The following is a 12,655-nucleotide window of genomic DNA, read 5'->3' on the forward strand; positions in this document are numbered from 1 at the left end:
GCACGTTACGCAGGTAACTCAAACATCCACCAGATGCGTTACAGTCGTCCCGTGCCGCCATCGAACGACGAGCGATCCACCACCCGCCACTCGGTCCAGGCCGTGACCCGCCGAACGGTCGCCCTGGTCAACGCCCTCACGGCCGCCGAAGCGGCGACGGACCCCTCCCCGTCCCCGGCGGATATCGCGGAACTGCTGCGCGCGTACGGGGAGTCCGACCCCATCGACCTCACCGCGTCCGATGTCACCGACCTGCGCGCCGCCGCGATGCTGCTGCGCGAGGTCTTCACCGCCGAGGACGTCGACGCCGCCGCGGCCGCGCTCAATCGCCTGCTCCGGCGCGGCCGAGGCCCCCTCCGGCTCACCTCGCACGCCGGCCGCAGCCCGTGGCACCCGCACCTGGACGGCGACGACGACGCGCCCTGGGGCGAATGGTTCCTCGCCTCGGCCTGTCTGGCGCTGACCCTCCTGGTCTGGGACCGACAGCGCCCACCCGGCGGTGTCTGCGCGTCGAGCACCTGCGAGAACGTCTTCACCAACGAGGGCAGTGGCCCGCCCCGTCGCTACTGCTCCCGCCGCTGCGCGACCCGCGAACGGGTCGCGGCGCACCGACGTGCCAGGGCATAGCCCGCCGAGCCCACCCATCGGTCCCCGGGAGGGCCGTATCGTACGCACCGGCGCGAAGGTCCCCGACTTTGTGACAATCGAGGGGTGACACCAACACACCCGCTCGGAGAATTCCTGCAGGCCCGCCGCGCGCGCCTTCAGCCCGGCGACGTCGGGCTGCCCGCGGGCACCGGTCTGCGTCGCACCCAGGGCCTGCGCCGGGAGGAATTGGCCGCACTGGCGGGACTGAGCATCCAGTACTACACGCGCCTCGAGCAGGGCCGCGAGAACAATCCCGGCGGCACGATCCTGGACGGACTCGCCGCCGCGTTGCGCTTGAACGAAGAGGAACACGCGCATCTGTACGCGCTGGCCAACCACGCGGCCGAGCGCATGTCCGCCGGGGGCTCACCGGCGGATCGTGAGGTACGACCGGGCATCCACGCCCTGTTGGAGCGCGTCCGGCCCTGGCCCGCCTACCTGCTCACCCGCACCAGTGACATCCTGGCCGCCAACCCCGAGGCGTTCGTGCTCTTCCCCGGGTTGGCCGAGTGGGCGCCCGAGCGCCGCAACACCGTCCGCTATCTGTTCCTGCACCCGGCGTCGCGGGCGCTGTTCACCGACTGGGAACGGGTCGCGGCCGGCACCACCGCCCAACTGCGCTCGCTCCTGGCCGCCGACCCGAAGGATCCCGAACTGGCCGCGCTTGTCGACGAACTCGGTTCCGAAAGCCCGGAGTTCGCGTCCCGGTGGGAACGCTACGACGTCCGTCGGCGGCGCAGCGACCGGCAGACCTTCCGGCATCCGCGACTCGGCGGGATCACCCTCGCGTTCGAGGTGCTGCGGTTGGAGGGCGGCCGGCGCATCACCATGTACCAACCCGCGGAACCGGACGAGGCGGGCCGGCGAACCCTGTGCGAGTTGTCCCGCCTCGCGGCGAGGAACGACCCGCCGGGATCGCCCGGGTAGCCGCCGACGCGCGAGTGCCGGCCGGGTTGCATGCTTCCCCGAACCCGGTTGGTTCAGCGTGGTGTCCGGGTCTCGCCGAAGGTGCGCCGGTAGGCGCCGGGTGTGGTGCCGACGCGGGCGCGGAAGTGGCGGCGCAGGTTGACGGCGGTGGTGAGGCCGACGCGGCCGGCGATGGTCTCCACGGGCAGGTCGGTCTGTTCGAGCAGGATCCGGGCCGCGTCGACGCGTCGGCCGAGCAGCCATTGTCCGGGGCTGACGCCGAGCTGTTCGGCGAACCGGCGGGCCAGGGTCCGGCCGGACAGACCGGCCTGCTCGGCGAGTCGGTCCAGGGTCAGCGGGGTCTCCAGGCGATCCGCCGCCCAGTCGAGCAGTGGGGCCAACGATTCGTCGTTGCGGGTCGAGGTCGGGTGGGTCGCGTACTGGAGTTGGCTGCCCTCGCGGTGCGGCGGCAGCACCATGCTGCGGGCGACCTGTGCGGCGTACCAGGCACCGTGGTCGGTCCGGACCAGGTGTAGGCACAGGTCGATGCCCGCACCCGTGCCGGCGCTGGTGGCCACGTCGCCATGGTCCACGTAGAGCACGTCCGGGTCCACGACGACCTCGGGGAAGCCGGCGGCGAATTGTGCGGCCCGGCGCCAGTGCGTGGTGGCGCGGCGGCCGTCGAGCAGTCCGGCCCGGGCCAGGACGAAGGCGCCGGTACAGATCGCGACCATCCGTGCGCCTCGGCGGTGTGCGGCCCGCAGGGCGGCCAGAACCTCGACCGACACCTCGCCGCCCGGTGGCTGCCAGCCCGGCACGACCACGGTGTCCGCCTCGGTCAGGGCCTCCAGCCCACTCTCCACGACCAGCGCGTAGCCGATGGTCGTCGGCAGGGGGCCGGGGGACTGCGTACAGATCCGGAAGTCGTAGTGCGTCGGCAGATCCGGGCGCACGGTGCCGAAGACCTCGGCGGCGCAGGCCAACTCGAACGGCGACTGCGGCGGGTTCAGCACGGCCACGACCCGATGACGACGCATGGCAGGAATGTACCCATGGAAGTCTTTCCCGACACTGTCCGGGCGAGTGGCCCCGGACCAGAGTGGACGCATGAGCGAGATCGAGACCTCGAACCACGAGACCGAGCCCCCGAACCACACCGAGAACCCGTCCGGGACCGGGTACCGTGCCGAGACTGGCGCGGAGACCGCGACCCGGACCGGGATCGAGCACCCGACCGTCCCGAAATCCGCCGTGCACGTGGACGACGTCATCCCGATCGACGTGGCCCCAGGGATCGTCCGACGCCGCCTGGCGGGCACCGAGTACGCCCGCGGCTGGCTGATCGACTTCGCCCCGGGGACGGAATGGCCCGAGGTGGACGTGCACACCACCGAGGAGCGCTACTACGTCCTCAGCGGCGAGGTGATCGAGGGCTCCGAGCGCCATCCCGCCGGCACCTATGTGGTCTTCGCGCCGGGCAGCCGCCACCGTCCCCGCAGCGAAACCGGCGCCCGCATGCTGGGCATCTCGATGACCCCCGGATCGACGGCCCGATGACCGGGCCCGGTCGACCGGCCTACCGGGGAGAGCCGAATCGGGCCACCCAGTCGGCGGCGCCCGGGAGCGCCTCTTCCAGGGAGACGGCCTCCGGGTACCAGGCCTTCTCCCACTCCAGGGAGACCCAGCCGTGCCAATCGTGTCCGCGCAGCGTGGTTCCGATGGTGGTGAGGGGCACCGTGCCGGTGCCCAGGGGGACCGGTGCGGTGTCGGTGGCGGATGCGGCGTCCTTGATCTGCACGTAGCGCAGCAGGCCGGCCAGGGCGTCGGCCGTGTCGGCGGGGTCCTCGCCGTGTCGCCACGGGTGCAACGCGTCCCAGATCACCCCGACCGTGCCGCCGAACGGTCGCACCAGGTCCGCCACCGCCGCGCCGGTGGGGTGCGAGTCGTGGGTTTCCACGAGCAGGGTCACGCCGCGGGCGGTGGCCTCCGGGAGCAGGACCGCCAGGCGGCGTTCGGCGCGTGCGGCGTCGCCCTCGCCGGTGCCGCCCGGGAAGATCCGGATGGCGGGCGCGGCCAGGTCGTGGGCCAGGTCGAGGAGACGGTGGATCGTGGAGAGCACGATCGGGTCGGGCGTGGGTGCGCAGATGCCGGCGTAGCCGGCCAGGCAGGGTACCTCGAGGTCGGCGTCGGCGATTCGCTCGCGGATCGCCCGACGTTCGCCGGCGGGGAGGTCCAGATTGACGAACTCGTCCTGGTGTACCCGTAGTTCCAGACCCGTGCAGCCGTGTCGGATGGCTCGGACGACGTGCTCGTGGACCGGCCGGCCGGGGGCGCCGAGTGTGCTGAACGCCCACTTGCGACGACGCTCGGGTGTGCTCACGTGTCCTCGACTCTCTTGCCCGGCGCGCTTCCCGGCCGGCCTGGTCCCGTCAGCCCTGTCAATCCCGTCGGTTCCGTCAATCCCGTCGGTTCGGTCGACTCCGCCGGTCCCGGCCGTCCTGCCGGGAGCGTCCGGTGGGGCGGGCACGCCGGGTATGGAAAGCGCTTTCCGATTCGGAGGTTAGATCGCCGCCGGTCGCCGGTCAAGATCGGTCGCGGTGCGTGTCCCGCCATCGGAGACGACGCGGGGCGACCGGGCTCGGGTCGATCCGGCGCGAGGCGCCCTCGCTCAGCCGAGCGTGTGGTGCAGGACATAGGTGTGGCCGCCGTCGTCCGTCCGGACGATGTCGAGCGTGCCGCCGATCCCGACGAGCTCGTCCGTACCGGTACCCGCGACCACCTGGATGGCCAACTGTTCGCCGTTGCTGCCCGGTGCGCTGTGTTGGAGGACGAAGGAGCCCTTGCGCCCGGCCAGTTCGCCGGTGAAGCGCTCCACGGCGACGTACGCGGCGGGGGTGCCGTCGAGGTCGGTCACCGAGAACATGTGTACCGTGCCGGTGCCGACCAGGTCGCCGGTGAAGGTCTTGGTGATCCGAACCCGGCCGAGCTCGGCGCCCGGTGCCTCGTCGACCGCCTCCGGCTCGAACGAGGTGAGCTCGAATGTCCCGTGAGCCGCCGTAGTCATCGCGCCACCTTCGTCATCTCGATCGGCATGTCGCGACGCAGCCTTGCACACCGCACCGACGACGGGACGACACCCACGCGGCGTGTCCACGAACCCGGGGCCGTCCGCACCGCGCCGTAGCCCCACCGCTTCGCTGCTTCGCGCGGGAGGTCCGTCCGCGACGCATGAAAAAAGGCGAGGGAACACGCTCTCCTCGCCATGTACAACATATAGCGCACCGGGGGCCTTGCGGCAAGGCCCCGGTCGTACCGCAGAATCATCGACCTGAGCCGGAACTTGGGCCGTCATCTGCGGAAATGGGAGATTCACGAAGTGCGTGTGTTGTTGTCGACGGATGGGTCGCGGGGGGACGTCGAAGCGGCGGTGGCACTCGCCACGCGGTTGCGGGACCCGGGCCCCGAGGTGCGGGTGTGCGCGTCTGCGGACCTCTCGGAGCCACCGCTCGCCGCGATCAGCCGGGACGGGTCGCCCGTATCCGCGTAACCACTCGGATCCTCGGGCCGGAACCCCCAACCACCGGGTCCGCCACGACGGTCCGAACGCCCTGCCGCGCGCCGTGGTCGCAAGTGACCGCAGATCGGAGCTTTGCCGTGCAATCCCTGAACTCCCTGACCACCACCAGCGCCTTCGACCTCCCCGAGCGCGTCTCCGCCAAGGCCGACCCGTCGCTGATCGCCGGCGACGAGCAGCACTTCGCGGCCATCGCGGAGTGTCTCGACCAGTCGATCGCCGAGCTGTCCGACCGCCTGGACGCCGCGCGCAAGTCGCCCGGCGGCAAGGGTCGGCAGGCGATGGACCGGGACATCGAGATCCACCGGCTGACCACCCGCCTGCGCGCACTGCGTCGCTTCGGTCTGGACCTGTGCCTGGGACACATGGTCGGCACGGACGACTCCGAGCCCGTGTACGTCGGACGACTCGGCCTGACCGACAGCGCGGGTCGCCGACTGCTGATCGACTGGCGCACCCCCGCGGCCGAGCCGTTCTTCGGAGCCACCCACGGCAACCCGATGGGTCTGGCCGGCCGCCGCCGGTATCGCTGGACCCGCGGCCGGATCAGCGACTACTGGGACGAGGTGTTCGACCCGGACGAGATCGCCGGGCACGCCGCGCTCGACGACCAGTCCGCCTTCATCGCGAGTCTGGGCGGCAACCGGTCGAGTCGGATGCGGGACGTGCTCGGCACCATCCAGGCCGATCAGGACGCCATCATCCGCGCCGGATCGCGCGGCGCCCTCGTCGTCGACGGCGGTCCGGGTACCGGGAAGACCGTCGTCGCCCTGCACCGCTCCGCCTACCTCCTGTACTCCGACCCACACCTGGGTCACCGCCGGGGCGGCGTGCTGGTCGTCGGTCCGCACCAGCCCTACCTGGGCTATGTCGCCGACGTCCTGCCCAGCCTCGGCGAGGAGGGCGTCCAGACCTGCACCCTGCGGGACCTCGTCGCCGAGGGAGCCGGGGCAGCGGTCGAAGCCGACCCGGAGGTGGCCCGGTTGAAGTCGTCCGCGGATTTGGTGAAGGCGATCGAGGCGGCCGTCCGGTTCTACGAGGAACGCCCGACCAAGGGCATGACGATCACGACCCACTGGTCCGACGTCCGGCTGACCGCCGCCGACTGGGCCGAGGCGTTCGAGGCGGCGGAACCCGGTATGCCGCACAACGAGGCGCGCGAGCGGATCTGGGAGGAGTTGCTCACGATCCTGGTGGACAAGCACGACGACGAGGACGAGGACGTCTCGGTCGACCTGCTGCGCAGGTCCCTGCGACAGAATCGGGAACTGCTCACGGCCTTCAACGGCGCGTGGCCGCTGCTGGAAGCGTCCGACCTGGTCGGGGACCTGTGGTCGGTACCCGCCTACCTGCGGATGTGCGCGCCCTGGCTGAGTCCCGGGGAGGTGCGCAGGTTGCAGCGTGCGGACGCCCAGGCCTGGACGGTGTCCGACCTGCCCCTCCTGGACGTGGCACGGCAGCGGCTCGGCGACCCGGAGGCGGCCCGGCGCAAGCGTCGGCAGGACGCCGCCGTCGCCGCGGAGCGCAAGCGCATGGACGACGTCGTCGACGCCCTGCTCGAAGCCGACGACGACGGTGAGGGTGTGGTGACGATGCTGCGCGGAGAGGATCTCCAGCACTCCCTGATCGACGAGAGCGCACGGTCCGGCGTCGAACCGGATCTGCTCGCCGGGCCGTTCGCGCACATCGTCGTGGACGAGGCGCAGGAACTGACCGACGCGGAGTGGCAGATGTTGCTGCTGCGCTGCCCGTCCCGGAGCTTCACCATCGTCGGCGACCGCGCCCAGGCCAGGCACGGGTTCACCGAGTCGTGGCAGGAACGGCTGGAGCGGGTCGGGCTCGACCGGATCAACCTGGCCTCGCTGAGCATCAACTACCGGACGCCGGAGGAGATCATGACGGAGGCGGAGCCGGTCATCCGGGCCGTGCTGCCGGACGCCAACGTGCCGACCTCCATCCGCAGCGCCGGCGTCCCCGTGCGGTACGGATCCACCGCGGAGCTGTCTTCGATCCTCGACGCGTGGCTCGCCGAGCACGCCGAGGGCATCGCCTGCGTCATCGGCGATCCCACCTTCCGGCCGACGTCCCGCGTGCGGTCGTCGACCCCGGAGTTGTCGAAGGGACTCGAGTTCGACCTGGTCGTCCTGATCGACCCGGAGACGTTCGGCGAGGGCGTCGAAGGAGCGGTCGACCGCTATGTCGCGATGACCAGGGCGACCCGGCAACTCGTCATCCTGACCGGCTCGTGACGCCACGACCGTCGACCGGGGGGACGCCGTGCGCGCGGCGTCCCGCCGGCCCGGTCGGCCGTGGAGGTTCCATCGGCGTGGCCTCGGCCCGCCGACCACGGTCAGCGGCGGCCCACCACGACGGCCATCGCCGCGCACAGGACGCCCGGCAGGAGCAGCGCGTAGGCCAGGTCGGCCTCGGCTGCCGTGGTGTCGACGCTGACGAAGGCGCCCATCGAGGCGACGCCGATGGTCGCGCCGATCTGGCGGACCGCGTTGAGCAGGCCGCCCGCCGCGCCCGCCGTACCCTCGGGCGCCGTGCCGATCACGGTGGTGACCAGGGCGGGAAGCGCGAAGGAGACGCCGAAGCCGGTGCACACCAGTCCGATCGCCAGGACCGGATAGGCCGAGCCGGTGTGCACCGCCACGGTGAACACGACGCTGCCGGCGGTCAGCAGGCCCAGACCGGCGAGCATCGGTACCCGCGGCCCCGACCGGGCCACGATCCGGCCGGTGAGCAGTGGGTTGACCGCGAACGGCAGGGTCATCGGCAGGAACGCCACGCCGGTCCGCAGCGGTGACATGTGCAGGTTCTGTCGGAACAGCAACGGCAGTACGAACAGCAGCCCGGTCATCGCGAAGTTGACCGCCGCGCCCGCGAGCAGCGCCGACACCGTGCCGCGCGAACGCAGGATCGCCCGGGCCAGGACCGGATGGGCGCTGCGCCGCTCGGACCGGACGAACCACAGCCCGGCCAGGACCGCACCCGCGCCCGACCAAGCCGCGTGCGTCGCGGTGCCGGAGCCGACCGCGATCAGCGCGTCGGTGGCCAGACCCAGGGCCGCGCACGCCGCGAACTGGGAGGTCCAGTCGATTGCTCGTACGCCACGCGGGCACCGCACCCCCGCCCCGGCGGTCAGCGCCAGGGTGAGCGCGGCCAGGGGCGCGTTGATCAGGAAGATGGCGCGCCAACCGAAGCCGTCGACGAGCAGACCGCCGGCGATCGGCCCGACGGCGAGCGCCGCTCCGCTGAGCGCGGCCCAGAGCGCGACCGCCTTGGCCCGTTCGGAGGGCACCGGGTACAGCACGGTGACCATCGCCATCGACGCCGGAACGCACGCGGCGGCGGCCACGCCGAGCAGTCCGCGCAGCGCCACCAGGGTCCACAGGTCCGGTGCGCACGCGCTGAGCAGCGAGCCGAGACCGAACCCGACGATGCCGACCCGGAACGCCCGATGCGCCCCGAACCGGTCGGCCACCGCGCCCGCCGTCAACAACAGCGCGCCGAACACGACGGTGTATCCGGACACCACCCACTGCAGTCCGGCCACCGAACCGCCCAACGACCGAGCCAGATCCGGCTCGGCCACGGACAACACGGTCAGGTCGAGCAGCACCATGAAGTAGCCGAGCGAGATGCCGAGCAGGGCGACGGTACGCGCGCGCGACGTCGGCGCGGGCGGGGTGGACGGGGGTGAATCGACAACAGCCATCGGGACTTCTCCAGGAACGGGACGGTGAGCGGGACCGGTGAGCGACCCGCGGGCGAGGCCGGCGATCGACACGGACGAGCGGGGGACGGATGAGCGCGGCCGGGGCGCCGGCGCCCCGACGGCCGGGCGGTCGTGAAGGCGGCGGCACCGATACGCGACGCCGTCGGCGGCGGATCGACGGGAACCACTCTGCGACCGAAGCCGATTCGGCTCGACCGGCCGAGTCGTACGCCCCGTTCGGAATATCCGAACGCTCCGGCGAGGTTGCCAAGGCATGGAACTTCGCCGGCTCCGCACGTTCGAGACGATCACCCGAACCGGTACCGTCACCGCCGCGGCCAACGAGCTCGGCATCGCGCCCTCGTCGGTGTCCGAGCAGATCCGGGTCCTGGAGAAGTCGGTGGGCGTCACGCTGTTCGAGCGAGGCCCCAGGGGCATGACGCTCACCTCGGCCGGCGAACGCATGCGGGACTGGGCGCGTCGCCTGCTCGACCAGGCGGAACAGGCCCGCCGCGAGGTGGCCGAAGCGGCCCCGCCGTTGCGCCTGGGCGCGCTGGAGAGCATCGCCGCGACGCATGTGCCCTCGGTGCTGGCCCGGCTCGCCGCCCGCCGGCCCGACCTGCGGGTCCAGGTCGCCGCGGACGGTAATCGCGACGATCTGCTGGCCGCCGTCGTCGCCGGGCGACTGGATGCGGCGTTGCTCCTGGACACCGGCGCTCGGCTCGGCGAACTGGGCTTCGAACCGCCGCCGACCGCACTCGCGTTCGTCGACCTGGAGCCGATCGGTCTGACCCTGGTCGCCGCGCCCGACCACCCCCTCGGGGACCGGGCCCGGATCACCGGCGACGACCTGCGCGGACATCGACTTCTGGTCAATGTGGCGGCCTGTTCGTTCCGGCTGGCCGGCGATCGACTCCTGGGCACCGGGGTGGAGCAGGTTCGGGTCGGCAGTGTCGCGGTCATCCGCGCGTGGGCCGAACAGGGCCTGGGCGTGGCCTTGTTGCCGACCTTCGCGGTCGCCGACCAACTCGCGTCCGGCAAACTGATCCGACTCGCCCTGGACGCGCCCGACCTGACGCTGCGTCTGGTTTGGCGCCCCGACCGCGAATCCGTTCCCGGCCTGCGCGAAGTCCTGTATGCGGCAGCCTCCCCGGCGCAGACGGCCGGATCCCGTGCGCCGACTGCCGAAACCCCTGCGCCGGCCCCCGTCGCCGCGCCCACCGCGCCGGCCGCCGTACCCGCACCGGCACCGGCACCGGCACCCACACCCACCGTCGCGCCGCCCGCGAGGCGCTGACCCGTTCCGTCGCGCCCCTCGCGCCCTCGGACCGCGCCCGCCGGCATCCGCGCGCGCCCACCGCCGACCAGGCGTTTACGCCCGACACCGATAGGTGACTCTCCGTTACACGCTGATCTCGACCCGCGATCGGGTCGAAGAGCGCCGTGGGTGGCCTCGGGCTGACGGAGGGGAGCGGACGGTGCGAGGAAGTGCGGGGTTTCGGTCGGGGAGCGATGGGTCGACGCCATGGACCCGGTGACCGCGTCGATGATCGAGATCCACGATCGGCTGAGCTCGCTGACCGACGGCGAGGTCGCCGACTACATCCCGCAGTTGGCCTCGGCCGATCCCGGGACGTTCGGGCTGGCCCTGGTCAGCATGTCCGGCAACCGCTACCTCGCGGGCGATACCGACGAGCCGTTCAGCATCCAGTCGGTGTCCAAGCCGTTCGTCTACGCGCTCGCGCTGTCCGAGCTGGGCCCGGCCGAGGTGGCCCGTCGGGTCGGCGCCGAACCCAGCGGGGAGGCGTTCAACGCGATCAGCCTCGAACCCGGCACCGGCCGACCGGCCAACCCGATGGTGAACGCCGGCGCGATCGTGACCACGTCCCTGGTGCCGGCGGCCGACCCGGAGGACCGCTTCGAGCGGATCCGGGCGTGCCTGTCCGCGTTCGCGGGCCGACCCTTGGACGTCGACGAGGACGTCTACCGCTCCGAGGTGGACACCGGGGACCGCAACCGGGCCTTGGCCTACCTGATGCGCGGCGCGGGATCGTTGTCCGGCGACGTGGACGAGACCGTGCGCACGTATTTCCGCCAGTGCTCGATCCGGGTCCGGGTGGCGGATCTCGCGGTGATGGCCGCGACGCTGGCCGACGGCGGCGTCAATCCGGTCACCGGCGACCGGGTGGTCGCCGAGTCGGTGGCGGTTCGCGCGCTCGCGGTGATGGCCACCTGCGGGATGTACGACACCGCGGGCGAATGGCTGCTGCGGGTGGGGCTGCCCGCCAAGAGCGGGGTGTCCGGCGGTCTGATCGCGTGCAGTCCCGCCCGCTTCGGGATCGCCGTGCACAGCCCGCCGCTGGATCGCGCGGGCAACCCGGTACGCGGTGTGGTCGCGCTCACCGAGCTCTCCGAACGCTTCGGCTTGCACCTGATGCACCAACCGGGTCGGCACGCCGCGACCGTCACCGACGTCACCACCGCACTCGACCACCCCTCCCATCGGGCCCGCACCCCGGCGCAGCGCGCCACGTTGGACCGCGAGGGACATCGCATCGTGGTCATTCGGGCGCAGGGGATCCTGGAGTTCACCGAGACGGAGCACCTGCTGCACGCGCTGCGCGAGTACACGCCGCCCGCCCCGGGCTGGATCGTGCTGGACCTGGACCGGGTCACCCGGATGGCCGTCGGCTCGGCGGCCATGCTCGACGCCACCCTGGCCGACCTCGCCTCCGCCGGTCACGAGATCGCCATCGCCGCCCGCGAGCCGCTGCTGGATCCGATCGGCGACGACGGCGACCCGGTGCCGTGGACCCCGTTCCGCAGCGGTGCGGAGGCGGTGGCCTGGTCCGAGGACCGGTTGCTGGCGTCGGCGGCACCGGCCGGATCCTCCGAGTGAGACGGGCCCACCGGGCCGTCGACGATGCCGGTCCCGGCCCGTCTCGCGCTATCGCGGGGCCTATGCGTTCTCGGGCGATTCGTACGTGCCGCAGGTGGGCCCGCCCGTGCGCTCGTACGAGTCGACCACCACGCCGGCTCCGGTGGTGCGCGAGCCGGTGAGGGCGAACGCGGTCGGCAATGGCAGTGCCCTTCGTGGTTTCCGAGCCGTCGCATGCTTCGATTTCCGATCGGCCGGAAACTCATCGGTGTGGGGGATCCCCGCGAGCTTCCCGTCGCGATCCCGAGTCACCCGCCCGGAGCCCCGGGCACAGGATCCGATGCACGACCCGCACGTCCTGCCTCACACGTCACACCGCACACCTCGAACCTCGTTTCGAACATGTCGATCCCATGAGGAGTCCCGGCAATGTCCTACCCGACCTATCCCGAAGTCCGGTACCACGACGAGGGCGGCGACGTCAGCGCCCGTTTCCGGCCGGCCGAGCACCCGCCCGAACTGACCACGGCCGGCGCGAGCTACCACTACCTGGCCACGACCGAGTCCACGGACGGCGAGTTCGGTCTGTATCGGGTGGACATGCACGCGGTGCCCAGCGGCCCGGGCACGCACTTCCACCGGACCATCTCCGAGTCGTTCTTCGTGCTGTCCGGCACGATCCGGCTGTTCGACGGCGAGGCGTGGCGCGACGCCAAGGCCGGAGACTTCCTGTACGTGCCGGTCGGCGGCCTGCACGCGTTCCGCAACGAGTCCGGCGAGCCGGCCTCGATGCTGCTCCAGTTCGCGCCCGGTGCGCCGCGCGAGGCCTACTTCGAGGGCATTCCGGAACTGGAACACCTCACCGACAAGGAGCGCGCGCAGTTCTTCCTGCGGCACGACAACCACTGGGTGGACCTCGGAGGGTAGT

At 71.9% G+C, this 12,655-nt stretch carries 11 protein-coding genes; 7 read left to right on the top strand and 4 right to left on the bottom strand.

Going from position 1 to position 12,655, the window contains the following annotated elements:
• Positions 1-33: 33 nt before the first annotated feature.
• Positions 34-627 carry a CGNR zinc finger domain-containing protein gene (locus tag ACIRL2_RS15360; RefSeq protein ID WP_402232430.1) on the top strand — a complete coding sequence of 198 codons (594 nt, stop codon included), beginning with the start codon at positions 34-36 and terminating at the stop codon, positions 625-627.
• An 84-nt stretch (positions 628-711) separates the two neighbouring features.
• Entirely contained in the window at positions 712-1,575 is an 864-nt protein-coding gene (locus ACIRL2_RS15365) for a helix-turn-helix domain-containing protein (protein WP_395859144.1), read from the top strand.
• Between the two features lie 53 nt (positions 1,576-1,628).
• Here the strand turns inward: ACIRL2_RS15365 and ACIRL2_RS15370 are convergent, their stop codons facing one another.
• Positions 1,629-2,591, bottom strand: coding sequence for a GlxA family transcriptional regulator (locus ACIRL2_RS15370; RefSeq protein ID WP_395859145.1), 963 nt, complete (start codon positions 2,589-2,591; stop codon positions 1,629-1,631).
• Positions 2,592-2,661: 70 nt separating this feature from the next.
• Here ACIRL2_RS15370 and ACIRL2_RS15375 point away from each other — a divergent pair, with 70 nt between their 5' ends.
• Complete coding sequence (locus tag ACIRL2_RS15375; protein ID WP_402232433.1) at positions 2,662-3,111, top strand: cupin domain-containing protein; 450 nt, start codon at positions 2,662-2,664, stop codon at positions 3,109-3,111.
• Positions 3,112-3,130: 19 nt separating this feature from the next.
• Here the strand turns inward: ACIRL2_RS15375 and ACIRL2_RS15380 are convergent, their stop codons facing one another.
• Both ACIRL2_RS15380 and ACIRL2_RS15385 read right to left on the bottom strand, forming a co-directional pair.
• Positions 3,131-3,934: a sugar phosphate isomerase/epimerase family protein gene (locus tag ACIRL2_RS15380; protein ID WP_395859147.1), complete on the bottom strand. Its 804-nt coding sequence runs from the start codon at positions 3,932-3,934 to the stop codon at positions 3,131-3,133.
• A 288-nt stretch (positions 3,935-4,222) separates the two neighbouring features.
• Positions 4,223-4,618, bottom strand: a complete 396-nt coding sequence (locus tag ACIRL2_RS15385) for a DUF3224 domain-containing protein (RefSeq protein WP_395859148.1) — start codon at positions 4,616-4,618, stop codon at positions 4,223-4,225.
• 599 nt (positions 4,619-5,217) lie between these two features.
• On the opposite strand from ACIRL2_RS15385, the gene helR reads away from it, so the two are divergent.
• Positions 5,218-7,377: an RNA polymerase recycling motor ATPase HelR gene (gene helR, locus ACIRL2_RS15390; RefSeq protein ID WP_395859328.1), complete on the top strand. Its 2,160-nt coding sequence runs from the start codon at positions 5,218-5,220 to the stop codon at positions 7,375-7,377.
• A 101-nt stretch (positions 7,378-7,478) separates the two neighbouring features.
• On the opposite strand, the gene ACIRL2_RS15395 is transcribed toward helR, so the two are convergent.
• Complete coding sequence (locus ACIRL2_RS15395) at positions 7,479-8,849, bottom strand: MFS transporter (RefSeq protein ID WP_402232435.1); 1,371 nt, start codon at positions 8,847-8,849, stop codon at positions 7,479-7,481.
• A gap of 274 nt (positions 8,850-9,123) precedes the next feature.
• On the opposite strand from ACIRL2_RS15395, the gene ACIRL2_RS15400 reads away from it, so the two are divergent.
• From ACIRL2_RS15400 to ACIRL2_RS15410, 3 genes are all read left to right on the top strand, one after another.
• Positions 9,124-10,146, top strand: a complete 1,023-nt coding sequence (locus tag ACIRL2_RS15400; RefSeq protein WP_402232437.1) for a LysR family transcriptional regulator — start codon at positions 9,124-9,126, stop codon at positions 10,144-10,146.
• A 228-nt stretch (positions 10,147-10,374) separates the two neighbouring features.
• Positions 10,375-11,748, top strand: coding sequence for a glutaminase A (gene glsA, locus ACIRL2_RS15405; protein ID WP_402232439.1), 1,374 nt, complete (start codon positions 10,375-10,377; stop codon positions 11,746-11,748).
• Between the two features lie 408 nt (positions 11,749-12,156).
• Positions 12,157-12,654 (top strand): cupin domain-containing protein, encoded by a 498-nt coding sequence (locus ACIRL2_RS15410; RefSeq protein ID WP_331771250.1) that lies wholly within the window; start codon positions 12,157-12,159, stop codon positions 12,652-12,654.
• Position 12,655: the final 1 nt, after the last annotated feature.

This window comes from Embleya sp. NPDC127516, from assembly GCF_044765325.1.
Lineage (GTDB): Bacteria > Actinomycetota > Actinomycetes > Streptomycetales > Streptomycetaceae > Embleya.

Bases quoted from the DNA above. Each gene is read 5' to 3' on its own strand.
- ACIRL2_RS15395 (WP_402232435.1), bottom strand. From the start codon at position 8,849: ATGGCTGTTGTCGATTCACCCCCGTCCACCCCGCCCGCGCCGACGTCG.
- ACIRL2_RS15375 (WP_402232433.1), top strand. From the start codon at position 2,662: ATGAGCGAGATCGAGACCTCGAACCACGAGACCGAGCCCCCGAACCAC.
- ACIRL2_RS15385 (WP_395859148.1), bottom strand. From the start codon at position 4,618: ATGACTACGGCGGCTCACGGGACATTCGAGCTCACCTCGTTCGAGCCG.
- glsA (WP_402232439.1), top strand. From the start codon at position 10,375: ATGGACCCGGTGACCGCGTCGATGATCGAGATCCACGATCGGCTGAGC.
- ACIRL2_RS15410 (WP_331771250.1), top strand. From the start codon at position 12,157: ATGTCCTACCCGACCTATCCCGAAGTCCGGTACCACGACGAGGGCGGC.
- ACIRL2_RS15370 (WP_395859145.1), bottom strand. From the start codon at position 2,591: ATGCGTCGTCATCGGGTCGTGGCCGTGCTGAACCCGCCGCAGTCGCCG.
- ACIRL2_RS15360 (WP_402232430.1), top strand. From the start codon at position 34: ATGCGTTACAGTCGTCCCGTGCCGCCATCGAACGACGAGCGATCCACC.
- ACIRL2_RS15400 (WP_402232437.1), top strand. From the start codon at position 9,124: ATGGAACTTCGCCGGCTCCGCACGTTCGAGACGATCACCCGAACCGGT.